We start from the raw sequence: 25,890 nt of genomic DNA on the forward strand, positions 1-25,890 counted from the left end.
GGAATGATCTATGTCAACAGACGTTCAAGCGCCAAAGCGTCGTGGCTTTTTGCCCATCAGCGGGCGGGCGCTCTTTTTTGGTGGATTGGTTCTGCTCATCGTATTGGTAGGTGGATTCGCCTGGCTTTTGTTTCAGCCCAGCAAAGATACCGCGCCAGTTGGTGGCATTGGCATTGGGCAGGCAGCGCCTGATTTCACGCTTACGGGTGTTGATGGGCATCCGGTGACGCTGAGCAGCTTTCGCGGGCATCCGGTGATTATTAACTTCTGGGCCAGCTATTGCCAGCCCTGCCAGGATGAAATGCCCTTGCTCAATAGTTTTTATCAGGAGCATCAGGCGGAGGGTCTGGTGATTCTGGGCATCAACGAGGGCGAGCCAATGGCTACGATCAATGATTACGCCCAGCGGTATAAGATTACGTATCAGGTTCTCTCCGACCCGCGATATGAGTTTAACTCTGACTCCAGCTATAAGCCGGTGTCGCTCCCGCGCACTTATTTTGTGGATAAGCAGGGGATTGTGCGCGCCGTCTTCAATCAGGAGTTGAATCCCGATACGCTGCAAGCGGATTATCAGAGTATCAGCGCGTAGAGCGTTACAGGCGACGGCGTATCACCCAGGCTACGACGAAGCCGCAAACGCTCAGCAGCAGCAGAATGACTCCCACGCTGGTGAGAGAGATAAGTGGCCCGGAGGATGGGTGGGAAGAAGCGTCTGTCGCTTTGTCCGAGTTTGGCTGCTTCGCATCCCTCTCTGGCGTGGCGGTTGGCGTCTCCTGTGCCAGGACCGGCGTGCCTACGCTTGGCTGTGTGTTGGGGGTGCGAGGCGATGGGGTTGAGGAGTTTCCTAATTGACCAGCGCTCTCTGGCGCTTGAGAGGTGTTTGCAGCGGTTGATGCATTCCTGAACGATGGACTTGAGAAGACGCTGGAGAGCAAGAGGGCAATGCCCAGTACAGCAGCGATTGTGCTGAACCATTGCAGCGCCCGCACCGGGCGGCGCCGGTTCGTAATCCTGGCAGGCGTGACCCTGGCGGGCCTGCGCTCTGAGCCAGAGGCCAGACGTGGCGTTGAGGCGGCTTGCTGAGGCATGGCTTGCGCCCGTGATGCTTCGGGAAGAAGGGCAAAGCTGCGGGGGAGAGCTGGCTGGGGGAGCGCGCGCACGAGCGCCCTGCCGCGCCGCAGGCTCGCCAGTTCGGCGCGACAATTGGCGCAGGTTTGCAGATGCGCCTCCAGTTCAGCGCGATCCTGTTCCGCCAGTTCATTGTCCAACAGCGCCGAAAGCTGCTCGCGCTGTCGGTCCCAATCGTGTTCCAGATACCCCAACGTGGTCTCTCCCCAGCGTTCTTTGCAAACAGCGTGTGGTTAGCCGGTTTCCCGGCCCTTCTCTTCTCTTAAACGGTAGTTGCGCGGCAAAAGTTCCACATGCCGTTGCAGGTAGTCGCGCAACTGCGCCCGGCCCCGCGCAATCCGCGATTTTACGGTTCCCAGTGAGGCGCCGGTGGCGCTGGCGATCTCCTCGTAAGAAAGCCCCTGAATGTCGCTCAAGATGACTGCCAGGCGCTGTTCCAGAGGCAGGTAGACCAGTCCTTCCTGAATCAGTTCCTGCAACTCGACGCGCAGGGCCAGCGTCTCAGGGTTCCAGCGCTCATCGGCGGCGAATTGCTGCGCCAGTCCTTCGTCGTGTCCCTCGCTTTGTCCGCTGAGCGCCTCCAGGGAATCGCCCGGATGCCGTCGGCTGCGCCGCCAATAATCGCAGCAGGCGTTGCTGGCGATACGCAGCAGCCAGGAGCGAAATGAGCCGCCGCGAAAGCTGGCAATGGCTCGATAGGCGGAGAAGAGCGCCTCCTGGGTGACATCAGCGGCGTTGTCCGGGTCGCCAAGCATGCGGTAGGCGAGGGTGTAAACGGCCTGTTGATGGAGGAGGATCAACTGATCAAAGGCAGCGGTATCCCCGCGACGGCTGCGCGCAATGAAGAGCGCCTCCGCGTCGCCTGAATCTTCCGGGCGCTGAGGGAAAGGCTGTTCCATATTCCCGTTGCTGCCCTGGGCGCCTTTGCCAAAGCTCATGTGGCTACTTCCTCATCCTGCAATTGTGCGCTCGTAGTGTACCAGTTCTGGCCGCTCTTTGGTAGAGGAGGCGGAGGCTTCCTGCGATGAACGAGCAATTGCTGCTATCATTCTCTCCAAAAGACGTTTGAGGAAGTCCGTTTTACTACAAAGCAAGCCACAATGACTACAGGCTGTTCTGGCAGCGAATGTGGCTGAAGGGAAGCGCCGCTTTCCTGGCTCATTTGACCCAGATGGGCATTTCGTCATGGTCAATGCCGAAGTGGTGCGCCAGTTCGTGCAGGACGGTTCTGCGCACCTGATCGCGGATGCGGTCGGGATCACCCTGGCAATAGGTTTCGATAGCCTGCTGAAAGATAGTGATGTGCTCCAAACCACCGCCAGCAATGCCCTGCACGGTGAGCGGCACGCCCTGATAGAGTCCGAGCAAGATGTGCCCCTCTTTGACGCCGACACGCTCCAGCGTTTCTTCGTCTGGCTCTTGTTCCACCAGCACGACCACGTTCTGCATCTGCTCCTGAAACTCGTCGGGAAGGGTTTCCAGTGCTTCCTCCACCAGCGCCTCGAAGGCGCTTTGTACCTCATCAGACTTCTCATCTTCTTCACGCACTCTGGCTTGTTCGGCCTTTTCGCGCGCCTGGCGGAATGGTTTCGGCTCGCTCTCCATCCAGGAGTTGACCAGGCGGTTGAGAGGGCTGTCCTCTTGCAGAAACAGCAGACCCACGATGCCAAAGATCAGTAGCCCGATGAGCAAGAACGAGCCAGTGAGCATGCCGGGCTGGCGGCCCAGCAGCAGCCCCAGGCAGCCGAGCGCGATTAGAAAGCACAGGAGGGCAAAGAAGAAGCCAGCGCCGTTCTTATCCTCATTTTGGATGATTGATGGGGCAGGCGCGGCAAAGCCTGGGGGTACTATCGAGGAGTGGTACATACCTGGCATTGGACGCCAGGTATGTCCGTCATTGTCAATAACCCCCACTAGGGTACGCCGCTCGTCGTACTGGAGCCGCAGCGTGGAGTTGCCCAGCACGTGATAGGCGCGGGTAAGCTGCTTCATACGGCGCTCGGCCAGCAGGCGCTCTTTCTCGGCGGCGTGGAGGAAGCGATCTGGATGCCATTTTTTTGCCAGCGTGTAATAGCGATGGCGAATCTCTTCCTCGTCGGCTTCTTCAGCTATCCCCAGGACTTCATAGTAATCGTGTTGTTCGTCGTCCGGCTCCAGTTCAGGCATGCTGCGCCTCCTGGCCTGATTTCTCCGCTGTATCTTGCCCTATCTGTATTGTACCAGAGCGGCGCGGGCTATTTCCCGATACACTGCTGTCCACCCATATAGGGCTGAAGCGCGGCGGGAATGCGCACTGTGCCGTCGGCCTGCTGGTGTGTTTCCAGCAAGGCGATGATGGTCCGTGTTGAGGCCAGCGCGGTGTTGTTCAACGTATGGACATAACGCACCGTCCCGTCCTGGTCGCGGTAGCGAATGTTGGCGCGGCGGGCCTGGTAGTCGTGAAAGTATGAACACGAGTGCGTCTCGCGGTAGCGCCCCTCTGAAGGCAGCCAGCACTCGATGTCGTACTTCTTGACCTGCCCATCGCCCAGGTCGCCGGTACAGACGACGACGACGTGATAGGGGAGTTCGAGCGCCTGAGTTAGTTCTTCGGCGTTTGCCAGCAGGGCTTCGTGCCAGCGCACCGATTCTTCGTGGTCGTTGCGGCAGATGACATATTGCTCGACTTTGCTGAACTGGTGAACGCGCAAGATGCCGCGCGTGTCTTTGCCATACGTGCCAGCCTCGCGCCGGAAACAGGGCGAATAAGCCACAAAGCGCCGGGGCAGTTCATTGCCAGGCAGAATCTCGTTAGCGAACATGCCGGTGATGCTGACTTCAGCGGTGCCAACCAGGAAAAGTTCATCTTTTTCCAGCGCGTAGACTTGCTCGCGGCCACGCGGGAACTGGGCGTTGCCAATGAAGCAGAACTCTTTCGCCATTGCGGGTACGGTCAGCGGAGTAAAGCCCTTGCGGCTGATGCGGTCCAGCGCAAACATCATCAGCGCCAATTCCAGCCGCGCGGCGTCGTTCTTGAGGACATAGCTGCGGCTGCCCGCAACCTTTGCCCCACGCTCCAGGTCCAGCAGATCGAGCCGCTGCATCAACGTGACGTGATCCAACGGCTCGAAATCGAAGCGCGTCGGCTCGCCCCAGCGTTTGATTTCGATGTTATCGTCTTCGTCGCGGCCATCGGGAACGCTGGCATCGGGGATATTAGGGACGAGCAGCAGTTGTTCCTGAAGCTGCGCCTCCAGTTCGCGCAGGCGCGGCTCCAGTTCTTTGAGCGCGACAGCCTCTGCGCGGCCCTCGGCAATCAATTGCTCGCGGGCGGCCTTGTCGCTGCCCACCTCGCGCATCTGCTTTGAGAGACGGTTTTGCGCGGCGCGGCGCATCTCGGTTTCGTGGCGCACGTCCTGCACGCGCGCGTCCAGCGCCAGCAGCGCGTCAATGTCGGTGTCAACGCGCTTGCGCCGCGCCGCGTCTTTGACGACATCGGGGTTGGCGCGAATGAATGCCAGATCAAGCATAGTGACTCACCCTCCTTTGAGCGGTTACAGGTTAATTGAGAAGGTACGTGTTTGGGGTTCACCAGGAAAAACCACAAAAAAACGCCGCCCATCCCAAGGACGGACAGCGGATGCCGTGGTGCCACCTTTGTTCACAACCGGCCAGATAGCTCTACAAGCGCCTGTGGCTGGCTGGCGGTTGTCTTATGCGCCTGCTAACGAGGGCTGACCGGCTCGTCTTACTGGGCCAGAGCGTTCTGGCCGTTGGGCGGGCTGCTCACGAGGGGATTTCTGCCGCGCCTGTCGCTGCGTCGCACCTTCCCGCAGTTCTCTGATGGCTGGCCTGGCGTACTTATCTCGATCAATGCGATCTTAGTATAGCATAGCCACGCTTGCATTGCCAGGGTTGTCAGCGTATACTTGGCGGCAAGAACTTACCGATTGCTTCCCCCATGTTGGTTTCCTGCTTAAGAGGAGCGCGGCGATGATCGACACCGGATTGCAAGGCAAGGTGGCGTTGGTGACGGGCGCGAATCATGGCATTGGCGCGGCGACGGCCAGGGCGCTTGCTGCCCAGGGGGCTAGCGTGTTTGTTCACTATTTGCGGCTTCCGCTCAGCGATGAGTCCGGCGCTGCCCAGCGGGCGCTGGACGCCGCTGGAGTTGTCCAGGCAATTCGGGCGCGGGGTGGTCAGGCCGAGGCGTGGGAAGCTGATCTTGCCGGCCCTGCGGTTGTTCCGCAGTTATTTGATCAGGCCGAAGCGGCGTTTGGGCCAGTAGAGGCGCTGGTCAATAACGCGGCGGTTGGCGGCGCGCCAAAAGATACGTTTGCTCCTTTGCCAGAGGAGGCGCTTGATCGCTTCAAGCGCCCTCTGTACACCATAACTGCCGCGAGCCATGATCGGCATTTCGCGGTGAACAGCCGGGCAGTGGCTTTGATGATGGCTGAGTATGCCCGCCGTCATGTAGCGCGTGGCGCGACCTGGGGACGGATTATCAATATCAGTACCGATGGCGCGTATTGCTTTCCACAGGAGGTTTCCTATGGCGCGAGCAAAGCGGCGCTGGAAGCATATAGTCGTTCGTCAGCCAGGGAGCTAAGCGGTTATGGCATCACTGTCAACATCGTTTCGCCGGGGCCAATCCAGACGGGCTGGATGACCCCGGAAATGGAGACGAGCATCGTTCCCAGTATTCCTCTGGGGCGTGTGGGCCAGCCTGAAGATGTGGCTGATGTGATCGTGTTTCTGGCGTCGGAGCAGGCACGCTGGCTCACCGGGCAGTGTCTCCATGTTGGGGGCGGGCACAGAATGTGAGCCGGAGCAAGATTCAGCGCTGAGGAAGCGGTGGAAATCGGGCACTGACCCTGAAGGAATGCTCAGGCAACGGTGCCATGAGGAAGGTGTGCAATGGCTATGTCACCACAGGCATCCCAGGCGGTGGTCATTCTGAATCCGGCGGCGAATCACGGGCGCGCCACGCGCATCCGCCCACTGGTGGAGCGCGCTTTGGCTGGCGGGCGTGGTGAACTGGCCCTGACGGAGCGCCCGCATCATGGCGAGCACATCGCGCGCGAGGCAGCGCAAAGTGGTCGGCCCGTCGTTGTGGTTGGCGGCGATGGGACACTGGCCGAGGCGGCCAATGGCATCCTTTCTGCGCAGCAACCGGCAGCAGTGCCGCTGGGGCTGGTCGCGGCTGGTAACGGCAATGACTACGCCTGGAATACGCTCAAACTGCCGCGTGATCCCGCCGAGGCGCTGGAGGTGGCGCTGGCGGGCGAGATTACAGCGGTGGATGTTGGGGTGGTCAACGGGCGCTACTTCGTGAACTCGCTGGGCATTGGAATTGATGCGAATATCGCCGCAGCGGCTGATGAACTGAAGCGCTTTGCTTTCCTCCAGGGGCCAACGCTCTATTGGGCCGCCAGTCTGCGCGAAATTATCTTTCACTATGATCGCTGTCCCTGGCTGAAGATTTATCCTGATGAGGAAGAGACGGACGGGCGGCTCTATGCTCTCTCAGCCGTCAGCGTGGGGCCAACCTATGGCGGAGGCTTCCGTATCAATCCGCAGGCGGATATACATGATGGCCTGTTCGATGTTTGCATGATTGTGAAGCCCTCCAAGCTGCGAGCGTTGCGTTTGCTGGGTATGGTCAATAAAGGGCAGCATGCCAGTCAGCCCGAAGTGCATATGCGCCGTGTGCGTTCCATTGTGCTGGAGAGCCAGGAGCCGGTCTTTGCTCACCTGGATGGCGAGGTCATCAAAGCTTCGCGTTTCGAGGCAAAGGCGCTGCTAGGCGCTCTGCAAGTGCGCGTGTCAAAGACATGAGCGAGCTTCTTGTCTGGTTTATCAGGCACGCGGAGAGCGAGAGTAACGCCGGATTGGCGATCAAGGATACGGCGCTTACGTCGCTCACTCCTAAAGGTATTGAGCAGGCGCGGCGGCTGGCCCAGGTGTTTCTTGGGCCGCCGTCCCTGGTGGTGACTTCGGTGTATAGGCGGAGCCAGGAAACGGCGCAAGCGACGGTTGAGCGGTTTCCTGGTGTGCGCCAGGAGGTGTGGCCGGTACATGAGTTTACGTATCTGGCCCGCTTTCGTGGGCAACTCACGACTCTCCAGCAGCGGAAGCCGACGGCTGAAGCCTACTGGCGTCGCTGCGATCCGTTCTATCGAGGAGGGGAGGGGGCAGAGTCCTTTGCCGATCTGGTGCAGCGTATACAAGCGACATTAGAACGGCTGCGGCAGCAGGAGCAGGGCTTCGTGGCAGTTTTCGGTCATGGGGCCTTTATGCGGGTGATGTTCTGGGTGTTGTTTACTGGCTCGTTCGAGGTCAACGCTGAACGGATGCGGCAATTTAGCGCGATAGGGCCTCTGTTCACTGTGCCTAATACCGCGATGATCAAGCTCCGCTTTAATTCGGAAGGGTTATGGTTCAGCCAGATCATTAGCGCGCATCTGGCAGATAGGGCGGCGCATGCTCAGCATGATGTTGAGACCCTTGAAGCTGAATGACTTTGTAACTCCTCGGCGGCGGCGGCGATGCCACGCAGGGTCTGGCTGGCGATGTAGGACACGAACGCATCGCACATGACCCAGGCGGCCAGTGGCCCGATGATCGGCCAGGGCAAGAGGATGTCGTGAGTGATACGCGCGCGGGCGCCGCCGCTGGTGGGTACAATTGTCCACTCCACGTCCATGCCGGTCGTTGCGCCGCCAATATGCTTGTAGACGATGCGGTGTTCTGCTGGATAACATCGCTGAATGGAGCGCCACCAGACGGGAATGCGATCACGCCGGGCGGCCATTTCCACAATACATTCATCTGGCCCGCGTGTCTCTAAAACGTACACCCAGCGGTAGTGCGGCAGGATTTCCGGCCATCGCTCTACATCTGCTGCCAGGCGATAAACGACATCTGGTGTGCTGGCAATGGCAATTGTATCAACGGTATGCATGGACTCTCCTTGCAAAAAGATGCAGAGCTTCTGAAATCAACAGGCCGGAGATGTGCGCTCCCAGAGCAAGATTTGCCGAAAAGGAAAGACTATTCTTATAGCCGCAGAATGCAGCCCTGCCTGATCTGCCAGGGCGCGAGCCTCGCGGGCGGTATAGGCCCGGCGCACCGAAGCAGGCGCATCATGGCGAGTCAGCCGGTTGGGCATCAGAGTATGTGTGAGCAGCCAGGCTCCCAGATAGGCTGGAAAGCTGCGCTGAAGGTCACTGACGATGACAGCGCGCCGACTTATCCGCGCTAGCTCGCGCAGCAGCATGGGCGCATCGTCAGGGGCAAAGTGATGAAGCGCCATCGAACACAATACGAGATCAAACGATTGATCTGCATACGAGAGCGACAGCGCGTTTTGCTGCTCCACGTGGATTTCGGGAAAGTCGGCGCAGTTTGTTCGCGCCGAGGCGAGCACCTGCTCGCTGATGTCGGTGGCGACGATTTTTGTCTGAAGCTGCTGGCGCTGTGCCCAGCGGGCAATGGCTTTGGGAATATCCGCTGAGCCGGTGGCGACATCTAGCAATGAGAAGGTTTGAAGCTGCTGGCGCGCCACCGTCTGCGCTACCTGGCTCAAGGCCAGGCTTGTCCAGCCGAGCAGCAGGTTGATGCGGCGAATGTCACGAAGGTTACGCGCCAGCAGCCCTTGATCGGTTACTGGCGCATCAAGCAATTCTTCAATAGTGTTGTCGCGCTTGCTGAGGTTCATGCAGTTTTTTTACTCGCCGGATGTGTTGTAACGGGCAATAGGCGTGATGCCAGCACGCACTTGCTGGCCTGGCTTGACCATTACCTCTATCGTGCCATGTGGGGCCAGCACGTCGGTGCGCGAACTGAATTTAATCATGCCAAACTTCTGGCCGGCGCGCAGGTGTTCACCCTCGCCAGCCCAGCAGACGATGCGCCGAGCCAGCAGCCCGGCAATCTGCGCCACTGTGATCCTGCCGTGAGGACCATTGATAGCAACCATGTTGCGTTCGTTAGCCTCAGATTTCTCAAAGTTCATGGCGTTAGCGAATGTGCCAGATTTCCACCGGAGCTTTATGATTTCGCCCGCCACCGGGCTGCGATTCACGTGAACGTTGAAGACGGAGAGAAAAGTCACGATGCGAGTGGCAGGCCCACCAATGAACCAATCCTCATCCACTTGATCAACCGCCATGATCGTGCCGTCAGCCGCTGCATAGATACATGCATCGTCCTGCGGATATGGACGCGGAGGATCGCGGAAAAAGAAGAGCAGCATGGCCGGAACAAGCCAGAAGAACTTGCCCAGCCAGGGGAGGAGTTTGTTGATGATGAGTGTGGCGACGAGCGCCCCGCCAATATAGGGGAGACCTTCTTTGAGCGCGCCCAGTGCGGGCGTGTCAGACTCGATGCGCGCCAGCATCTCTCCAGGAAACTGCGCGGGCTGATTTTTCGCTCCTTCCAGGCTCAAGGCTCGTCCTCGCTCTCCCAATCATCATCCCAATCCTCTTCGGCCTCTTCTTCGTCGTCGTCATCGTCCTCATCGTCGGTAACGGTGATGGTGGTGATCCCGGCGAACTGTGCGCCTGCCGGGCCGGACATCAGGCCAACTGCCGCCGCTGGCATCGCCCGGCGGAAGCGTCGTCGGACGGCGCGCTCGGTGGACCAGACCAGCGCGTAGAAGGCATAGCCCACGATGATGAGGCTGAGCAGCCGCGCCTGGAAGGGTACCAGCGCCACGACAATTGCCAGCAGAAGCGTCCATTTCAGCATGAATGGCGCTCGCCCAAAGACCTGACCCAATTTGGGAAACTGGATGTGGCTGCTCATCAGGATGGCCGTCACCAGCACCGCAGCGGCAGCGGCAACAGGTGGCAGGGTGACACCCCAGAAAGCCAGGCTGGCGATAAACGCTCCGCCAGCCGTCGTGGGTAGACCCTCGAAAAAGCGTGGATTGTATTCTTTTGTGGCGAAGCGGGCCAGGCGGAAGGCGTTGGAGAAGACAAATGATGACGCGATGGCGATAGCAACGAAGCCCGGCGTAGGTAGCTCGCGCAAAAAGAGTTGATAAATCATGAAAGCAGGCGCGACGCCAAAGGCAACCAGATCAGCGAACGAATCAAAGTTTTCGCCGAATTTAGAACACGCGCCCAGCGCGCGCGCCACGCGCCCATCAATGCCATCGCAAAAGACCGCTAACCCTACCAGCAGTGGAATATACACGAAACGATTTGGCTCGCTGGGGTCGGCAGCAAGGACTATCCCGACAAAACCCGCTACCAATGCGATAGTCGTAATGGCGCTGGGAAGCCAGATCAGTGCGCCTGGATGGCTGTGGACACCATCCATAGATGCATCTATAGGCGTTGCAAATGGTTCTTCAGGTGGCGTGCTATGCCCTCTCACCTGTGGTCTCTCCCTTTCCGGCAAAAATCTCGCTCTCGCCTTGACTTGAGGATCAAGAGGCTACAGGCGTGTGCTACAGGTGTGAGTCAAGGCTGGCCTGGAGCAGCGGTTGGCGCGAGTGTATAGCACGTCCCTCAAGCTTGTCAATAGCCTCTCCCCTGGCATCGGAGCATATCTACCCTGGTATCAAGGCGCCAGGTGAATACTTCATTTCTTTCATTATATGATATGCGCTGCACCCCCGGACGCTTGAGTTGGCTCAGGCGTTTCAGGGCGTTTCTATTTCTGTGTGGAGTTCCCGCAGTACGGCAATCAGCCGATCAATTTCCTCGGTGGTGTTGTAATGCGCCAGCCCGATGCGCAGCGCGCCCTGTTCGCCCAGGCCCAGGCGTTCCATCAAGGCCATCGCGTAGTAATTGCCGTCCCAGGTGAAGATGCCGTGTTCGCCCAGTTCGCGGGCCATATCACGAGGGGTATGGCGATTGCTGATACAGGCAACAGTGGGTACGCGGCGGGGCAGGTCTTCGGGGTGTGTCAGCCCCAACAGGCTGAGGCCAACGATGCTGCTGAGGCAGTCGAGGAGATAGGCGACTAATCCACGCTCATATTCCTGGATGGCGCGCATTGCCAGCTTGAGCGCGCGGCGGCGTCCGCTCCAGTCGGGATACGTTTCGGGATAGAGGTCGGCATGATCCCGGCCAAGCATTGCCAGATAATCGAGCGCGCCGAGCAACCCTGCAATGCCTTCGTGGTTCAGTGTGCCGGTCTCGAACTTTCCTGGTGGTTCATTGGGGGCTGGACGCACTTTATAGGCCATCAGTTGTTCCAGCAGCGGGCGCTTGCCATAAAGGATGCCCAGGTGGGGGCCAAAAAACTTGTAGGCCGAACAGACCAGGAAATCGCAATCCAGCGCGCGAACATCTATGGGGCCGTGTGGCGCGTACTGAACGGCATCAACAAAGACCAGCGCCCCGATCTCGCGCGCCCATTTGATAATCGTTGGCAGATCGTTGATAGTGCCTACCGCGTTGGAGGCATAGCCTACTGCGACGAGCTTGGTGCGCGGCGAGAGCTTGCTGCGGAGATCATCCATATCCAATGTGCAGGTGGCCGGTTGAAACTCTGCGGTTTGGATGACGACATCACTTTCACGGAGGGCCAGCCAGGGGGCAATATTGGCATCGTGATCCAGTCTGGTTACAAGGATTTCATCGCCCGGTTGGAATGCCTGCCCCAGCGCCCGGCTGATGGCGAAGGTGAGCGTGGTCATATTCGCGCCGAAGATGATCTCATCCGCGTCGGCGTTAAGGAAATCGGCCATTGCGGCGCGAGCTTCGGCGATAATGGCGTCAGTGCGGCGGCTGGTGGCAAAGGCGCCGCCGGTGTTGGCATTGGCCCGCGTAAGATAGGCGGTCATCGCGTCAAGGACGGTTGAGGGAACCTGGGTACCGCCGGGGTTATCGAAAAAGACAAGAGGGTGTTCCTGGATGGTCTGATTGAGGGCAGGGAAGAAGCGGCGATAGGCTTGCAGATCAGGTGAAGGGGCCTGCATGTGTGTCCTCCTGGGGTCGAGCCGTTTTGATGGGTGTTTTTGGCTTCCCCTATTATGACACGATTGCCCGGCAATGCGGTAGGGGGTCTGTGCTAGCGCCAGCCCTGCGGCAGCCTGTTACGTATGCGCTGACGCCAGTGCGAGCGAACCTCGCTCCCCGCCAATACCAGGGTGATGCAGACGCCCAGAAGTATCCAGAGCAGCCAGACAAACAAGCCCATGATTCCAGCATCTGGCGATATGAGGAATTGCAGCCCGGCCAGCACCGGCCCCACCAGCGGATTCACACTCTTGACCAACCCATTGCGCAAGACTGGCTGAAACAGCACGAAGCTGATGACTACGATGGTTGCCAGCATGGAAGAGAGTATCAGGTCTTGCATGGTTGGCCGGAAGCCTGCCCGATGGCTTGCTCGTTGCCGGAGCTTGCGTGTTTCGGCTGGCAACTTCTCTGGAGCCTGGGCGGTTGTTTCGGCGATGCGCGCCATGATCGCTTCAGTGAGCCAGGCTGGTTCGGTGATGTTGCTCAGGCTGTGTATGTCTGCAAGCAAATCTTCAAGCTGCGTCCACTCGAAGCGACAGGCGGCGCAATGAGCCAGGTGGCGCTCCAAAGCGCGCGTGTGTGACAGACTGAGGCGGTGATCGATATAGAGTTGCAGCAGGCGCTGTGCTCGTGAGCAGATCATGATCTCTCACTCCTTCCTCGCTCGCCTGCTGATTCCAGGCGCAGGAATGGAGAGGCAAAACGGGCAAGAAGTGAGGGCGCGGGCTTCTCAGAAGCTGGTAGAGGCTGGGGGGCGTTTGGATGAGTCGGAGATGGAGACGAGGACTCTTCATGCTCCAGCAATTGGAGGCGTTCTTTCAAGAGGTTGCGCGCGCGGAACAGATGGGTTTTGATGGTTCCCACCGGAAGGCTGAGCGCCTGGGCAATCTCCTCATAGGTCAGTTCTTGCAGATGGCGCAAGATCAAGACGGCGCGATACTTCCCAGGCAGTTCCTGGATAGCTTGCCGAATAGTCTTCTGGCGCTCTCGGTCAGCGACCAGGGCTTGAATTTCCTGGCCTGATTCCAGGGCCGCCTGATGTTCGGCCTGGGCTGTCGCTGCATCCAGATCGCGCGTATTACGGCGGCGCTGCTCCAGCATGCGCAGGCAGCAGTGATAAACGACGCGATAGAGCCAGGTGGAGAAGCGCGCTTCGCCTCGGAAGGTATGTAAGCCCTGCCAGGCCGCCAGAAAAGCTTCCTGAACTGCCTCAGCGGCTTCTTCGTTGTCATTCAACATGCGGAACGCCAGAATAAAGGCCCGGCGCTGATGGTTGCGTACCAGCACGGCGAAGGCGTCCTGGTCCCCCTGGCATGATCGGCGCACGAACTCCTTTTCGCGTTCAGCCTCCTCGGTGGCCGACTGAGTTTGAGGAATGGCCGGGGAATAGGACTCAAAGGCCCGCGCGGAGAGTGGCATCTGCTCGTCATTCATATCCTGTTTGAGCAGAAGCCAGTCTAAAAAGTTTCGTGAACCATTATGGCTCATACGGCTCCTCAGCGATCAGTAGTGGTGCGCGAGCATTGCCAGGGCTTTCTTGCCAGCGCGGCGTTCTGCTTGAGCCAGCTTTCTTTGTCCCATATAATAACACGAAACAAAATATTGCAACATATGCTCTTACTCCAGAAGCCATATGGTAGATGGTAAGATAGAGACCAGACGCAGATTGGTTGCCAGGAAAGAAAACGATGAATGATCTCCTTGTGCTTGCTTTGGGCTGGTTGCTCGTCTTAATTGTTTTTCTGAGCTTTCTCTCGCTGCGGCGCTATCTGGAACACCGCGAGCGTATGGCAATGATTGCGCGTGGCATTACCCCACCCGATAAACGGCGCAACACATTGCCGAAGCCCTTGCTCATCAGGCGAGCGGGAGTCCTTCATGGTGGCCTGATTACCGCGATGGTTGGTCTGGCGTTGACGTTGGGCCTCTACCCCATTGGTTTTTACATGCCGCCGTCGTTAGTCAGTCCATACCATCTTGGCCCCTGGCTGCTGGCCGGGCTGATTCCGCTGGCCGTTGGCTGCGCGCTTATCCTGGGGCATTATCTTACGCCTGGTCGCCCGATGGAACTGCCACCTGCCGCGCGAACCGATCATTCAGAGGGCCTGGCCCATATCCGCCAGACAGAGGCAGACCCACTCGATGCTCCTTCGCCGAGGGCTGAGCCGATTGCGCTGCCGGAGTCACGGCGCTGGACGCTTTATCGCCGGGCGCCCGGTGAATCTGCTGGACCAGTGGGGCGTGATGGAGAAGATGCCGACGATGGACCACTTCCAAAAGTCGAAGCCTGATGGGGCCAGCAGCACTGCTATGGAGCCTGCTGGCTATTCCCCCAGCCAGAGGTGATTGTATGTCTGCCAGTCGCTCTCGGTAGTCAGCCAGAGCGGATAGATAGCGATGCCGCCGAAGTGGCTGGTATCTTCCCCGCTGTTGAGGCCAGCCGTCACGCCGCGCAGGCCACTGAACATATTCTCGGCTGAGTCGTGGAAGCCTGGCCCATTATCATGATAGGTGGGGATGCCAATCAGCACCTGGGCTGGGTGCTGAGCGTGGCTGTTGGCGTCCAGGATATGCGCTGTCTCCTGTTTGACCAACGTTTCATAGAGGTCGGCTGTTGGCAGCGCGGTGTTGTACATCATCACTACCAACTGATCGATGTGAGAGCTGACGATGAGAAAATAATAGGTGGTCCACCAGGCCGTCCCTCGCCCGGAGATGGCCTGGACGAAGGGGATAACGCGCGCGGCTGGCGCCCATTTGGGTGCTGATATGGAAAGGACTTTGCTGGAACCGATGGCGGCGCGTGTCTCATCGAGTAGATCGATAAAATGGGGGTTAAGGTTGTGAACCGGCTCGATGTCGTAATGGATGCCATCAAAGCCGAGAGCCTGGGTAAAGCGCCGGGCCTCGGCAGCGATATTGGCGCGCGTTTGCGCGTTGGACATGTCAAGAGGTCCGCCGCCATCTTTCTCGATCTGTCCTATCCAGGCCAGGATTTTGAGATTGGGCAGGCGTGACTTCATCTCGCGGACAAAAGCAGCGGCGTTGGGGTAGAGGTCCAATGGAATGGTCCCGTCGCCATTAAGCGGGCCGACGTGGGGAAAGAGGTAGCCAATCTGTTCCTGTCTGAGCAGGGCTGCCAGGTCATCATATTCCTGGGGCGTGTGCGATTCTCCAACCCAGGCATGCTCCGCCCAGACGGCGTTTTGCTCCTGGTTGAAGTGCGCGCCGCTGAAATTGGTCTCGGTGGCATTGAGCCGCCACCAGAGAAACCCGACCAGCACCGTCAAGAGCGCCAGGGCAATACCTGCTGCCCGCAAGAGCCGCCAGTACCAGCGCGTCGTATTGGGAAATGTATCAGCCGACTTTTCGAGCTTCGGTTTCCGTATCGTTTGCAAGGCGTTCACCTGCGCCAGAAAGAGTACTCTTTCTGGCTGCAATCTCTGTGCCTGATGTCATGTCGCTATTGTAGCATGCAAATCTGATTGGTTCGTGGTCGTAGCTCACATTTTCCCAAATGCAGGAGATGGTTCAGGGCATATTGAGCCATCAGGCGCTTGAAAGTGGGGTGCATTGGATCAGGCGCCAGCATCCATTGCCGCGTTGGCAAGAGTGTCGGCGCGACGATTCTGGCTGCGGGGGACGTGCGCAAACTGCACTGCTGGCAGCCGCGCTGCCAGTTGTTTTACTTGCTGATAGAGCGGAAGCAGGCGGGCACCTTTTACTTGATAGCGTCCGTTCATCTGGTGGACGACCAGTTCGCTATCCAGGAAGACTTGCACAGCTACCGGCTGATAGCGTGTCACCGCTTGCAACCCAAGTATGAGGGCATGGTATTCCGCCTGATTATTCGTCATCTGCCCTAGAAACTTGCGCCCCTGGGCAAGCGGTTTGCCTTCCGCGTTCTCAATGACTATACCCGCGCCGGCAGGGCCAGGATTGCCACGCGAGCCACCATCGGTGCGCAGGATGAGTCGTTGGCCTGGCTCGATCATGGAGCCTCCTTTCTGAGTATATGAGAAGCCAGAAACCTGCCTGCATGAGCGCCTACCTGCTTACTGCTTGACAAGCTCTTGCTGGTTGTTTAAGGGAGGTACAGGATTCGCCCGCAGTTGCCGCAAGTCGTTATATCCGCGCTGCTGCGCAGATGCTGCATATCGCTGGCCGTCAGGACGACACGGCATCCCTGGCATGTGCCGCCTTCGGCTATCGCCACCGCCTTGCCGCCGCGAGTGCGACGAATCTGCTCATAGCGCCGAATCAGCGAGGGATCGCCGCTTTCGGCCAGGCTTTGTCGTCGCTGACGCAGTTCCGCCAGTTTTGCCTCCACCTGACGCTGACGCTCGCCAAGCGCGGTCTGTTCCTGCTGGCGTGTCTTTTCAGCCGCTTCGTGCCTGGCCCTCCTGCTCTCTGCGAGCGCCTGAGCGTCCTCTGCCGCTGCCATTGCTTCCAGAACCCGATCTTCCTGGGTGTTGTGAAGTTCGCGCAGATGTTGTACCTCTTGTTGCAGCGATCCTAATTCACGCGGATTCGTGACAGCGCCGCTGTAGAGGCGGTCGTTGTGGCCCTTGATACGAGCCGCCAGGTCGGCCAGTTCTTGTTCGGCTGCGCGCTGCGCTTGCTGCCGCTGTCGCAAGGAATGCTGCGCTGATTCAAGTTCTTGCTGCGCCTGGCGTAACGCTGAGTCGTCCTGTAACGCGACGTTGATCGCCTGGCTCTCAGCAGCGACACGCTCGATTTCTCCGTCAAGCTGCTGTAACTGGTAGAGGAAAGCCGCCTGTGTTGCTCTGCTCATAGCGCCGCTCCTTGCTGCAAGACTGGATAGCATGATCATTCTACTCCTGACCTGGCAACAGCGACAAGAGCCGAGAAACGGCCAGGCGGCTCTGATTATTTGTCAAGGCATTTTCAGTAGGATACAATAGGGCTTGCTATATCCTTCGCTATGTATTCTTTTGATGCTTCAGCCGCTTTGCAGCAAAGAGGATGAGTGAGATGGCCGGAGAAAACTCTTTTGATGTCGTGTCTCAGTTTGAAGAACAGGAACTGGTCAATGCGCTCGATCAGACGCGGCGCGAGGTGAAGACACGCTTTGATCTAAAAGATACGAAAACGGATATTCGCTATGAGGCCAGGAAAAGCATAACCATTACGACCAACAGCGAATTCACGCTGAAAAGTATCCGCGATGTGTTGGAGAGCAAGCTGATCCGCCGCAGCCTTTCTCTGAAGATTTTGAAGCCAGGAAAGATTGAAACGGCGGCGGGCAGCCAGGTGCGGCAGATGTTTGAGCTACAACAGGGCATCTCGCCGGAGCTTGGACGCGAGATCTCCAAGCTGATTCGTGACCAGCACCCTAAGGTGCGCCCACAGATTCAGGGCGATGCTGTCCGTGTGGTGGGCAAAAGCCGCGATGACCTTCAGGCCGTGATAGCGACCCTCAAGAAACAGGATTATTCGGTTGAGTTGCAATTTATCAATTATCGGAGCTAGCTCTGGCGCCGCCGCCAGAACGGCGCTGGAGAAGCGGCTAGAGCAGAAAAACGGTCAGAAAATTGCTAAGCAGGATAGCAAAGCCGCGAACTGAGCTACTGAGTTCTTGCTAGTACCTTAGTACCACAGCATAGAAAGGCGCTCACACGCTCCAGCACTGCTCCGGTAAGCGATATAGTAAACGATCAGGCAGGCTATATGGGTTGTCAAGCCGGAGAGGATTGTCGCTGTATGTTATACTAGGCGCGAGTGAGGCATGGCTGGATGCGGTCAGATGCGGCCAGAACTGGCCTGCTGGCGCATGAGTGGGCAAACTTCCAGCATGAACCTGGCGCGGCGCGGCGATAAGATGACCAGCGTAGGGAATGCGCTCAAAAGGGGTCTGAGTTCATGCCAGGGAATCGGGAGATGTTTGCTGCGGCCATGAGCCAGGCCGATAGTTTCCGCTGGGATCGCCAGTGGGCTGAGGCAGCCAGGCAATATCAGCGGGCGCTGGCAGAGTTCCCTGCTGATCCAGGCGCGCGGCGTGGGCTGGGCTTCTGCTATATGCAGACCAGACAATGGGAGGCGGCGCTGGCGGAATATCTCCGCGTGCTGGAGCAGGATGCGCGCAATAGTATTGCGCTGGGAAAGGTTGCTGAACTCTATGTTATTCTTCAGCGTCGCGGCGACGCTTTTCATGCGTATCTCGCGTTAGGCGATTACTATGCAGAATCCGCTCAGGCAGCGCGTGCCGAGGCCGCCTGGCAGAAAGCTGCGCAGCTATCGCCTGAGGAGCCAGGACCGCACGAGCGGCTTGCTGAGCATTTTCGCGGTAAGAGCGATTTTTCTTCTGCGCTCCGAGAACATCTCGCTGCGGCGCGGGGATATGCCCAGCAAGGCGAGTTGGCACACGCCAGGCAGCATTGTGAAGCAGCGCTGCGGGAGGATCCTGAGAACGAGCAGGCCAGGAAAATGCTTGCTCGCCTTTCAGATAGCCCACCTGACTCCTCGGCAACAAGAAAGGCGATACGTGAGGAACTAGCCACCTATATGGTTTTGGCGGAGCCTGATCTGAGTGATGGTGGGGTTCCGCTCTGGACCGGGCCACTCGCGGGACTTCAGGCGAGTTCGTCCACCGGCAAATTCTCTGTTCCCTCGGCGATAACGCCGGGGATGGTCTCTGATCCGGCGGCGCGGGATGCTCCCGCCGAACCAGAGGCGTTGAGTGCAGACATCATGGGCAGGACGGGGAACAGCATGGCGAAGAAAGGCACACCATCGGCGCAGGGGGGAGGCAAGGGGGCAGGAAATGCTGGCCGAGCAGGATCAAGCGAGCAAAACGGGCGCAAGCGCATGACTGCTGCGCAGGTTGCCAGCGCGTTGCGCCAGGCGCAGACGGCCCAGACGGAGGGGCGAATTGCCGAGGCGATTGATCTCTGCGAGCAGATTATCAGTAGTGGATTTGATCGACCTGACGCCCGCTATTTTCTTGGGTGGCTCTATCAAGAGCAGGAGCGCTGGCAGGAGGCTATTGAGCAGTTTGGTGAACTGCTCAACGATCCCGATTACGCGCTCTCTTGCTTTTATGCGCTGGGGCAGTGCTATCGAGCGATGGGGGATCTGAACTCCGCTGCGCAACATTTCGATGAGGCAGTGGATCGCGTGAATCTGGACGCGCTGACGCTGGAAGAATCAGATCAGTTGATCCAACTGTGCCATGAAGCCGCTGAAGCGCATCGGGCGCTGGGTGAATTGGATCAGACCGAGACGGTGTATAATGCGCTGCTTGGCTTCCTGCGCAGCCGGAGTTGGCAAGATCAAATTGCTGAGGTTGAGCAGATGATGGCCGAAGGCGAAATGCACGGAGGCGCGGCATCGCCAGCATCGCCACATCAACCGGAGCCGCCAACAATTACCTTCGGCCAGCGTGGTGGATCCTCGCCCAGTCAACCGAATATTGCCGACCCGGCCACCATCTCGTTTGCCCAGCCTGGTGAACCCCCCACCATCTCTTTGGGGAATAACGCAGGAGGGCAGGGTTTCTCCGGGGCTTCCAATGATGACTGGCTCTCCAGCCCTGCTCCGGCGAGCGCGCATCAGGCTCAGATGTCCGGTTCCTTGCAGTCGCTGGGTGCGCTGGCCGGTCAGTCGGCTTCACAGCCAGGGGCGATGCCTCCGGGTTCTTTCCAGGATGGGGGTATTGCTTCTGATCCCCTTGCTTCGCTGGCGTATGGAGCAGCGCCCACTGGAGCCGCTGTTGCTGGCACCGCATCTGACCCGCTCAAGGCGCTTCTTGGCGCGGCTGGAGCAGGTTCGGGGGAGCTGCGTTCGCAGAGTGGGATGTTAGGCCCGACGCCAAGTGGGATTCCTCCGCTGCCTGAGCCGCTGCGCTCGCAGGTGATTGCTTCTGTTCGTGATATTGACAAGTATGTCGCGCATGGCTTGCTTACTGCCGCTATCGAGGAGTGTCTGCGTGTCATTGAGATGGCGCCCCAGTACCTCGATGTTCATCTGATGCTGGGCGAAATCTATGTCAAACAGGGGAAAACAGAGCAGGCGATTACCAAATATACTATTTTGATCGATACTTATCTGGTACACGGGCGTGTGGATGATGCGATTGCTACCTACCGGCGCATTCTGGAGCTTGAGCCGAATAATTTGCCCTATCGCGTTCGCCTGATTAACCTGCTCTCGTCTCATGGCCGCGCTGAGGAATTGATGCGCGAGCGCATGACCGCTGCTGAGTCGTATTTGCGTATGGGCTATGCTGATAAAGCGATTCAGGAGTATGAGCAGGCTCTTCAGGAGAACCCGAATCATGTGCCGATGCGCCTGAATTATGCGCTGGCACTGATGAAAGCTGGCCGCGGCGCTCAGGCAGTTGGCGAATACCAACGGGTGCTGCAATTGGACCCGCGCAATGCGATGGCGCTGGTGCGCTGGCAGATTGCGGTGGCAACGGGGGTTGGGACCAGCGCGACACCAGGTTCCGTAGGAACGATGGGGGCTGGGGCAAATCGTGTTGCTGCTCTGGATGTGCTGGGACGCCTGCTCAAAGCGCTGCGTGGTGACGGCCAGCGTTATTATGAGGTGGTGGTGCGTGAATATGCCCAGGTGGTGGACGCATCACCTTCCAATGTGGACCTGCGCTATAGCTTTGGGCAAATTCAGCAGCAGGCCGGGCGATTCAGTGAAGCCATTATGAGCTACCAGAAGGCGATGAATGGGCCGGGGATGGAAGTCCTCTGCCGTTACGCTATCGCCAAGTGCTATCTGGATCAGGGCGGCGCGACCAACGCGATGAATGCTGCTCGCGAGTTGGAGGAGGCGGCCATTGCGGCGCGGCGTTCACCTCTTGATCCCTCTGCCTGGGGGGCGCGCCCGCGTGAAAATAACGAGGAGCATCACGCGCCAGATGTGGAGATCTCGCTGCTGCTGGCGAAAGCCTACCAGCAAGCGGGGCAGCTTGAGAAGGCGCAGCAAATAGCTCAACAGGTGAAGCAAGTCTTGCCAGCCCAGGAGGCTGTCTATTCATCGTCGCCAGCCTCATCCTTGCAGAGCGCGGAGATGCCAAAGAGCCTGCAAGAATACGCGCAACTGGTCAAGTACTACCGCGCGAATAAGCAGGTGGAGATGGCGATTGATGTGCTGAAAAAGATGTGCTCTATGGCTCCCCAGGAGCCAGCCCCCCACGCAGAACTTGGCGATATTTATGTTGGCTGGGGATTGCTTGATGAAGGGCTGAGCGAACTGCGCGTGGCGGTGGAGCTTCATTTGCATACCGGGCAGAGCGCCGAGGCGGCGAAAATACTCCAGCGGATTGCTTCGATTTATTGGGATATGGGGAGCCGAGAAGAGGCGCTGAGCGCCTTCCGTCAGGTGGTACAATTGATCCCTGATAATGTGCAGGCGCGCATGGAGATAGTCCAATATTGCCTCCAGGCCGGGCGGCGTGACGAGGCGGCGCAGCATCAGTCTATGATTGCCCGCCATTATTTTGCCAGCCATGAGACTAAAGAGGCGGTTGCTGCGCTGCAACAACTTATTGCTATGGACAAAAGCAACTTTGAGGCGTATGATTTACTTGGGCAGACCTACTCGGAGGTTGGCGAATACGAACAGGCGGTGCGTGTCTACCGCAACCTTGCCAAAGTGGACCCGAATAATACGATTGCCTTTGAGCGCATGCGGCAGTTGCAAGAACTGCAAGCACGACGGGCCTAGATCGACGGGGCAAGATGTGGCAGAGCACGCCTGGATACAGGTATCCTGGAGCTTTGCTGTGCGGGGTATACGAACCAACAAGCTATCTTGTCATGGGGTGTTCTTCTCTGTGGCGTGTCCCCTGGTTGTGAGGCAGCGGGGAGGAGTGGTATGAGTTCCTTCCTTCATTTGCTGTTTGATCGCCTGACCTGGGTTGATGCGTTAGACATTCTGATCGTGACCCTGGTTATCTACAGCATCCTTGTGCTGGTGCGGGGAACTCGCGCCGATCAGATTCTGCAAGGGCTGGTTATTGTCCTGGTGGCTGGTATCCTTATCAGTTCGGTCTTTCACCTGACCCTGCTCAACTGGCTCTTGCGCTACTCCATTCCTGCGGCCTTGATTGCGCTGCCGGTGATCTTTCAGCCGGAGTTACGACGCCTGTTAGAATACCTGGGGCGCAGCAGCAAAGTGATGAATCGCCCTCGCACGAGTTTTTCACGCGGAACCGAGCGTACTGTTGACGAGATTTGTCAGGCGTCAACACGCCTGAAAGATCGTCGGCAGCCGGGCGCTTTGATTTGTATTGAACGCAGTACGGGTCTGGAAGATTATGCGGCTACCGGAGTGCGGATGGATGCGCTGGTCAGCGCCGAGTTGTTGTTGACGATCTTCTACCCGAATTCGCCGCTGCATGATGGCGCTGTGATTATTCGCGGTGATCGATTGATTGCTGCTGCGGTGCTGCTCCCTCTTTCAGATGCGATGCATGCGTATGCCGATATGGGGACACGCCATCGCGCGGCCCTTGGCCTGACGGAACAAACGGATGCGATTGCCATCATTATTTCAGAAGAGTCTGGCACGATTTCGCTGGCTGAGCATGGGCGGCTAATACGGAATGTAAGCGAAGATCGTCTGCGACGGATGCTGGTATCCCTGCGCTCACCTGGACGGCGGATGCGCCGACCTGCGACTTCGGGGCGTATCCCTTTGGGAGCTACTGGCGGCTTTGCGCGCGATAAATTGAAGGCTGGAGATCGGCCATGAGGATCGGGCTTGAGGTATGCTATCCAAAGAGAATTCACCAACCCACAACCTGAGTTCCCGCGTGACCAGGGGATTGCGAGCCGGCGCGCGTTTTATCTTCCACACCTTGGGGCTGCGTTTTCTGCTGGCGCTGGTTTCTACCTTTGCGCTGTGGTGGTATGTGGTTCCTGATAGCAAGACGGGTAATACGCCTGCTCTGGCAACTGGTTCCTATCGGACGGTCTCGGTAGTGCCGCAGCTTCACGGCAACCCTGGCGATGGCTATGCCGTGACAAGTGTGCTGGTGGCCCCCCCTTCGATTACGATTCAGGGGACAGTGCCTGGGCTTGGAGACGCCAATTCTATCAACACCAAACCAATTGATATTGCGGGAGCAATCAGAACGCTTACTCGCGTGATTGGGCTTGATCTTCCATTAGGGATTTCGAGTACTTCCATTTCGACGGTGACTGTTTCAATCTATATTGCGCCATTGCAGGGCAAAGTAACGGCAAGCGCGCCCGTGACCCTGAAGAATCTGCCGCCAAATCTGACAGGGACCATCACCCCGCCTTCGGTGTCTGTGACTCTGCAAGGGCCGTTGCCTGAACTCAATGCGGTAGAACTCACCCCAGTAGTGGATGTCGGTGGCCTGGGTCCGGGGAGTTATGTGCTGCCGGTTCAGGTGACGGTGTCTGCTGATATTAGCGAGCAGACGACGCCTGCTGATGTGACGGTAACGCTCACGCCGATACCGCGAACTACTTCATAGCAAGGGCCAATCTGCGCCAGATTTAGGGGCTTGGCAAAGTTTCCGTATTACGGTATCCTTTAATGAGGATATGGTGAAATGTAACGGCTCAGTAGCGCATGGGCTGGGAGGAGGAGGCTCCCAGTTGACGAGGAGGAGGCGTATCGAACCGACTTGTTGGGCTGGCTCGTTCAGAGTTGGCACTTATGAGCGGGAAATCAGCGGATGCCTCCAGGGAGTAGCCGACCCCTACGAAGGCTTCGACAAAACCGGCAGGCGACTGCCGGGCCAAAACGAAGTCAGCGGTATGAATACAGATTGTTTGCCTTCTGGATTCAAGGGAGGAGTCTATTCCCATGTGCGGAATTGTTGGCTATGTTGGCGCGCAGCAGGCAACCCCCATCTTACTCGATGGCCTGCGGCGCTTAGAGTATCGCGGCTATGACTCGGCGGGGATTGCGGTGCTGGGGAATGATGGTAGGGTGGCAGTGCGCAAGCGCGCGGGCAAACTCGCCAATCTGGTTGGCGTCATTCAAGATGATGGCCCCCTTGGCTCGGTAGGGATTGGGCATACCCGCTGGGCAACACACGGTCGGCCAAATGATGATAATGCCCATCCCCACAGCGATTGCCAGGGTGAGATTTCGGTGGTGCATAATGGCATCATTGAGAATTACGCCGAACTGCGCGAGGAACTGCGCAGCCAGGGGCATCAGTTTCTCTCTGAGACTGATACGGAGGTTCTGGCGCACCTGATTGAGTCGCACTATGCCAGGACCAATGGCGATCTGCTCAAAGCGGTACGCCTTGCGTTGGGTCGGGTAACTGGCACGTATTCTATTGCGGTAGTCAGCCAGCGTCACCCGGATATGTTGATCGGCGCGCGTTATGCTGGCCCACTGATTGTCGGACTGGGTGAGCATGAGCAATTCCTGGCTTCGGATATTCCTGCTTTGCTGAAGCACACACGCCAGGTCATCATTCTGGAAGAAGGCGAGTTGGTGGCGCTTCGACCAGAGAGCGTGGAACTCTGTGATCTGGCGGGGAATCGCATTGTGCGCGAGCCGCTTACGATTGAGTGGGATGTGGAGGCAGCAGAGAAGGGCGGCTACGACCACTTCATGCTCAAAGAGGTTCACGAGCAGCCGGAGGCCATTCGCCGCGCGTTGCTGGGTCGCCTGATCGAAACGCCGTCCGGGCTGGAGCTTCGCCTGCCGGAATTGGGCGCACTGGAAGTCCAGGGCGTGCTGCACCGCATTCAGCGGGTGGTGGTGGTGGCCTGTGGCACGTCCTTATATGCCGGGTTGATTGCAAAATACATGCTGGAGCAGTGGGCACGTATCCCGGTGGAGGTGATATCGGCTTCTGAGTTTCGCTACAGTGATCCTGTGGTTGGGGCGGAGGTCTTGTGCCTTCCCATTACCCAGTCTGGAGAGACGGCTGATACGCTGGCCGGAGTGCGCCAGGCACGTGATGGTGGCGCGCCGGTCATTTCGCTGACGAACACCGTGGGCAGCGCGATCACGCGCCTCTCAGATGCGGTGCTCTATCTCCAGGCCGGGCCGGAGATCTGTGTCGTGGGCACCAAGACGTTCGTGACGTCGGTCACGGTGCTGGCGCTGCTGTCGCTCCACCTGGGGTGCCTGCGCGGGACGCTGAGCGCCGATGAACTGGCGCGGGTGCTCGCTGGCCTCGAGGCGATCCCGGGGCAGATGCAGCAGATCCTGGACCGGGCGGACCGTGGGGAGGACCACCTTCAGGCAGTGGCGCGCAAGCTCTCCACCTGCTCGAGCTTCATGTTCATCGGCCGCGGCGCGGGCTACCCGATCGCGCTGGAGGGGGCGCTGAAGCTCAAAGAAGTTTCGTACATTCACGCGGAGGGCTATCCTGCTGGTGAATTGAAGCATGGACCTATTGCACTGCTGGACCCCGATACGCCGCTGCTGGCGATTGCTACTGCCAGTAAAACGTATGATAAGGTTATCAGCAATATTCAAGAGGTTCGTGCCCGTGATGCGCGCGTCGTGGCGGTGGCCACCGAAGGAGACGCGGCCATCGCGCAGCACGCCCACGACGTGTTCTACGTCCCCTCCGCGCACGAGCTACTCGCGCCCCTGCTGCAGGTGATCCCGCTCCAGCTGTTCGCCTATCACGCGGCGATCGCGCGCGAATGCAGCATCGATCAGCCGCGGAATCTGGCCAAATCGGTAACAGTCGAGTAAGCTTGCTCGGGTGTTGTGAGAGTTGTCCCTTTAGAATAGTGTTGTGCGCTTTAGAATAAAGTTCTGTGCTTTAGAATAAAGTATTGCACAATCCGTCCCTAAAGAAGCGGGCTTTGTT

The 25,890-nt window shown here is 58.4% G+C and carries 24 protein-coding genes; 10 read left to right on the plus strand and 14 right to left on the minus strand.

Annotated elements, in window-relative coordinates:
* Positions 1-10: 10 nt before the first annotated feature.
* The gene (locus VH599_05215; protein HEY7347697.1) at positions 11-592 is read left to right on the plus strand and encodes a TlpA disulfide reductase family protein; all 582 of its coding nucleotides are present in this window, start codon (positions 11-13) and stop codon (positions 590-592) included.
* Positions 593-596: 4 nt separating this feature from the next.
* Here VH599_05215 and VH599_05220 read toward each other — a convergent pair whose 3' ends face one another.
* The 4 genes from VH599_05220 to serS form a co-directional block, all read right to left on the minus strand.
* Entirely contained in the window at positions 597-1,325 is a 729-nt protein-coding gene (locus VH599_05220) for a zf-HC2 domain-containing protein (GenBank protein HEY7347698.1), read from the minus strand.
* 39 nt (positions 1,326-1,364) lie between these two features.
* Positions 1,365-2,069 (minus strand): sigma-70 family RNA polymerase sigma factor, encoded by a 705-nt coding sequence (locus tag VH599_05225; protein ID HEY7347699.1) that lies wholly within the window; start codon positions 2,067-2,069, stop codon positions 1,365-1,367.
* A 220-nt stretch (positions 2,070-2,289) separates the two neighbouring features.
* Positions 2,290-3,297, minus strand: a complete 1,008-nt coding sequence (locus VH599_05230) for a metallopeptidase family protein (GenBank protein HEY7347700.1) — start codon at positions 3,295-3,297, stop codon at positions 2,290-2,292.
* A gap of 68 nt (positions 3,298-3,365) precedes the next feature.
* Complete coding sequence (gene serS / locus VH599_05235; GenBank protein ID HEY7347701.1) at positions 3,366-4,640, minus strand: serine--tRNA ligase; 1,275 nt, start codon at positions 4,638-4,640, stop codon at positions 3,366-3,368.
* Positions 4,641-5,103: 463 nt separating this feature from the next.
* Here serS and VH599_05240 point away from each other — a divergent pair, with 463 nt between their 5' ends.
* The 3 genes from VH599_05240 to VH599_05250 all read left to right on the plus strand — a co-directional run bounded on the left by VH599_05240 (position 5,104) and on the right by VH599_05250 (position 7,631).
* Positions 5,104-5,934: an SDR family oxidoreductase gene (locus VH599_05240; GenBank protein HEY7347702.1), complete on the plus strand. Its 831-nt coding sequence runs from the start codon at positions 5,104-5,106 to the stop codon at positions 5,932-5,934.
* 93 nt (positions 5,935-6,027) lie between these two features.
* On the plus strand, positions 6,028-6,948 hold the full coding sequence (locus tag VH599_05245) for a diacylglycerol kinase family protein (protein ID HEY7347703.1): 921 nt from the start codon (positions 6,028-6,030) through the stop codon (positions 6,946-6,948).
* The gene (locus VH599_05250; GenBank protein ID HEY7347704.1) at positions 6,945-7,631 is read left to right on the plus strand and encodes a histidine phosphatase family protein; all 687 of its coding nucleotides are present in this window, start codon (positions 6,945-6,947) and stop codon (positions 7,629-7,631) included. Before VH599_05245 ends, VH599_05250 begins: the two co-directional genes overlap by 4 nt.
* Here the strand turns inward: VH599_05250 and VH599_05255 are convergent.
* The 7 genes from VH599_05255 to VH599_05285 all read right to left on the minus strand — a co-directional run bounded on the left by VH599_05255 (position 7,598) and on the right by VH599_05285 (position 13,577).
* Entirely contained in the window at positions 7,598-8,074 is a 477-nt protein-coding gene (locus VH599_05255) for an SRPBCC family protein (GenBank protein ID HEY7347705.1), read from the minus strand. The two genes, VH599_05250 and VH599_05255, sit on opposite strands and share 34 nt — an antisense overlap.
* 36 nt (positions 8,075-8,110) lie before the next feature.
* Positions 8,111-8,830, minus strand: coding sequence for a methyltransferase domain-containing protein (locus tag VH599_05260; protein HEY7347706.1), 720 nt, complete (start codon positions 8,828-8,830; stop codon positions 8,111-8,113).
* A 9-nt stretch (positions 8,831-8,839) separates the two neighbouring features.
* Positions 8,840-9,559 (minus strand): phosphatidylserine decarboxylase, encoded by a 720-nt coding sequence (locus tag VH599_05265; GenBank protein HEY7347707.1) that lies wholly within the window; start codon positions 9,557-9,559, stop codon positions 8,840-8,842.
* Positions 9,556-10,437: a CDP-alcohol phosphatidyltransferase family protein gene (locus tag VH599_05270; GenBank protein HEY7347708.1), complete on the minus strand. Its 882-nt coding sequence runs from the start codon at positions 10,435-10,437 to the stop codon at positions 9,556-9,558. The genes VH599_05265 and VH599_05270 overlap by 4 nt, the downstream gene beginning before the upstream one ends.
* Positions 10,438-10,762: 325 nt before the next feature.
* Positions 10,763-12,046: a cysteine desulfurase-like protein gene (locus tag VH599_05275; GenBank protein HEY7347709.1), complete on the minus strand. Its 1,284-nt coding sequence runs from the start codon at positions 12,044-12,046 to the stop codon at positions 10,763-10,765.
* 92 nt (positions 12,047-12,138) lie between these two features.
* Positions 12,139-12,732, minus strand: coding sequence for a zf-HC2 domain-containing protein (locus VH599_05280; GenBank protein HEY7347710.1), 594 nt, complete (start codon positions 12,730-12,732; stop codon positions 12,139-12,141).
* Positions 12,729-13,577 carry a sigma-70 family RNA polymerase sigma factor gene (locus tag VH599_05285; protein ID HEY7347711.1) on the minus strand — a complete coding sequence of 283 codons (849 nt, stop codon included), beginning with the start codon at positions 13,575-13,577 and terminating at the stop codon, positions 12,729-12,731. The genes VH599_05280 and VH599_05285 overlap by 4 nt, the downstream gene beginning before the upstream one ends.
* A 200-nt stretch (positions 13,578-13,777) precedes the next feature.
* Here VH599_05285 and VH599_05290 point away from each other — a divergent pair, with 200 nt between their 5' ends.
* A complete protein-coding gene (locus VH599_05290) occupies positions 13,778-14,380 on the plus strand; it encodes a hypothetical protein (GenBank protein HEY7347712.1) in 603 nt (200 codons plus the stop codon).
* 33 nt (positions 14,381-14,413) lie between these two features.
* On the opposite strand, the gene VH599_05295 is transcribed toward VH599_05290, so the two are convergent.
* The 3 genes from VH599_05295 to VH599_05305 all read right to left on the minus strand — a co-directional run bounded on the left by VH599_05295 (position 14,414) and on the right by VH599_05305 (position 16,884).
* Positions 14,414-15,529, minus strand: coding sequence for a glycosyl hydrolase family 18 protein (locus VH599_05295; GenBank protein HEY7347713.1), 1,116 nt, complete (start codon positions 15,527-15,529; stop codon positions 14,414-14,416).
* A 138-nt stretch (positions 15,530-15,667) separates the two neighbouring features.
* Positions 15,668-16,084 carry a ribonuclease HI family protein gene (locus VH599_05300; GenBank protein ID HEY7347714.1) on the minus strand — a complete coding sequence of 139 codons (417 nt, stop codon included), beginning with the start codon at positions 16,082-16,084 and terminating at the stop codon, positions 15,668-15,670.
* Between the two features lie 89 nt (positions 16,085-16,173).
* Positions 16,174-16,884, minus strand: coding sequence for a C4-type zinc ribbon domain-containing protein (locus VH599_05305; protein ID HEY7347715.1), 711 nt, complete (start codon positions 16,882-16,884; stop codon positions 16,174-16,176).
* A 200-nt stretch (positions 16,885-17,084) separates the two neighbouring features.
* Between VH599_05305 and VH599_05310 the strand changes: the two genes are divergently transcribed.
* The 5 genes from VH599_05310 (at position 17,085) to glmS (ending at position 25,772) form a co-directional block, all read left to right on the plus strand.
* Entirely contained in the window at positions 17,085-17,582 is a 498-nt protein-coding gene (locus VH599_05310) for a YajQ family cyclic di-GMP-binding protein (GenBank protein ID HEY7347716.1), read from the plus strand.
* 390 nt (positions 17,583-17,972) lie between these two features.
* Positions 17,973-21,791, plus strand: coding sequence for a tetratricopeptide repeat protein (locus VH599_05315; GenBank protein HEY7347717.1), 3,819 nt, complete (start codon positions 17,973-17,975; stop codon positions 21,789-21,791).
* A gap of 150 nt (positions 21,792-21,941) precedes the next feature.
* Positions 21,942-22,820: a diadenylate cyclase CdaA gene (gene cdaA / locus VH599_05320; GenBank protein ID HEY7347718.1), complete on the plus strand. Its 879-nt coding sequence runs from the start codon at positions 21,942-21,944 to the stop codon at positions 22,818-22,820.
* A gap of 16 nt (positions 22,821-22,836) precedes the next feature.
* Positions 22,837-23,571, plus strand: a complete 735-nt coding sequence (locus tag VH599_05325; GenBank protein HEY7347719.1) for a CdaR family protein — start codon at positions 22,837-22,839, stop codon at positions 23,569-23,571.
* 335 nt (positions 23,572-23,906) lie between these two features.
* A complete protein-coding gene (glmS, locus tag VH599_05330; GenBank protein HEY7347720.1) occupies positions 23,907-25,772 on the plus strand; it encodes a glutamine--fructose-6-phosphate transaminase (isomerizing) in 1,866 nt (621 codons plus the stop codon).
* The last annotated feature ends 118 nt before the right edge of the window (positions 25,773-25,890 follow it).

The sequence above is a fragment of the Ktedonobacterales bacterium genome, from assembly GCA_036557285.1.
Taxonomy (GTDB): Bacteria; Chloroflexota; Ktedonobacteria; order Ktedonobacterales; family DATBGS01; genus DATBHW01.

Bases quoted from the DNA above. Each gene is read 5' to 3' on its own strand.
- serS (HEY7347701.1), bottom strand. From the start codon at position 4,640: ATGCTTGATCTGGCATTCATTCGCGCCAACCCCGATGTCGTCAAAGAC.
- VH599_05230 (HEY7347700.1), bottom strand. From the start codon at position 3,297: ATGCCTGAACTGGAGCCGGACGACGAACAACACGATTACTATGAAGTC.
- VH599_05225 (HEY7347699.1), bottom strand. From the start codon at position 2,069: ATGAGCTTTGGCAAAGGCGCCCAGGGCAGCAACGGGAATATGGAACAG.
- VH599_05275 (HEY7347709.1), bottom strand. From the start codon at position 12,046: ATGCAGGCCCCTTCACCTGATCTGCAAGCCTATCGCCGCTTCTTCCCT.
- VH599_05240 (HEY7347702.1), top strand. From the start codon at position 5,104: ATGATCGACACCGGATTGCAAGGCAAGGTGGCGTTGGTGACGGGCGCG.
- VH599_05310 (HEY7347716.1), top strand. From the start codon at position 17,085: ATGGCCGGAGAAAACTCTTTTGATGTCGTGTCTCAGTTTGAAGAACAG.
- cdaA (HEY7347718.1), top strand. From the start codon at position 21,942: ATGAGTTCCTTCCTTCATTTGCTGTTTGATCGCCTGACCTGGGTTGAT.
- VH599_05315 (HEY7347717.1), top strand. From the start codon at position 17,973: ATGCCAGGGAATCGGGAGATGTTTGCTGCGGCCATGAGCCAGGCCGAT.
- VH599_05260 (HEY7347706.1), bottom strand. From the start codon at position 8,830: ATGAACCTCAGCAAGCGCGACAACACTATTGAAGAATTGCTTGATGCG.
- VH599_05305 (HEY7347715.1), bottom strand. From the start codon at position 16,884: ATGAGCAGAGCAACACAGGCGGCTTTCCTCTACCAGTTACAGCAGCTT.
- VH599_05325 (HEY7347719.1), top strand. From the start codon at position 22,837: ATGCTATCCAAAGAGAATTCACCAACCCACAACCTGAGTTCCCGCGTG.
- VH599_05300 (HEY7347714.1), bottom strand. From the start codon at position 16,084: ATGATCGAGCCAGGCCAACGACTCATCCTGCGCACCGATGGTGGCTCG.
- VH599_05270 (HEY7347708.1), bottom strand. From the start codon at position 10,437: ATGGATGGTGTCCACAGCCATCCAGGCGCACTGATCTGGCTTCCCAGC.
- VH599_05250 (HEY7347704.1), top strand. From the start codon at position 6,945: ATGAGCGAGCTTCTTGTCTGGTTTATCAGGCACGCGGAGAGCGAGAGT.
- VH599_05290 (HEY7347712.1), top strand. From the start codon at position 13,778: ATGAATGATCTCCTTGTGCTTGCTTTGGGCTGGTTGCTCGTCTTAATT.
- VH599_05255 (HEY7347705.1), bottom strand. From the start codon at position 8,074: ATGCATACCGTTGATACAATTGCCATTGCCAGCACACCAGATGTCGTT.
- glmS (HEY7347720.1), top strand. From the start codon at position 23,907: ATGTGCGGAATTGTTGGCTATGTTGGCGCGCAGCAGGCAACCCCCATC.
- VH599_05245 (HEY7347703.1), top strand. From the start codon at position 6,028: ATGGCTATGTCACCACAGGCATCCCAGGCGGTGGTCATTCTGAATCCG.
- VH599_05285 (HEY7347711.1), bottom strand. From the start codon at position 13,577: ATGAGCCATAATGGTTCACGAAACTTTTTAGACTGGCTTCTGCTCAAA.
- VH599_05215 (HEY7347697.1), top strand. From the start codon at position 11: ATGTCAACAGACGTTCAAGCGCCAAAGCGTCGTGGCTTTTTGCCCATC.
- VH599_05280 (HEY7347710.1), bottom strand. From the start codon at position 12,732: ATGATCTGCTCACGAGCACAGCGCCTGCTGCAACTCTATATCGATCAC.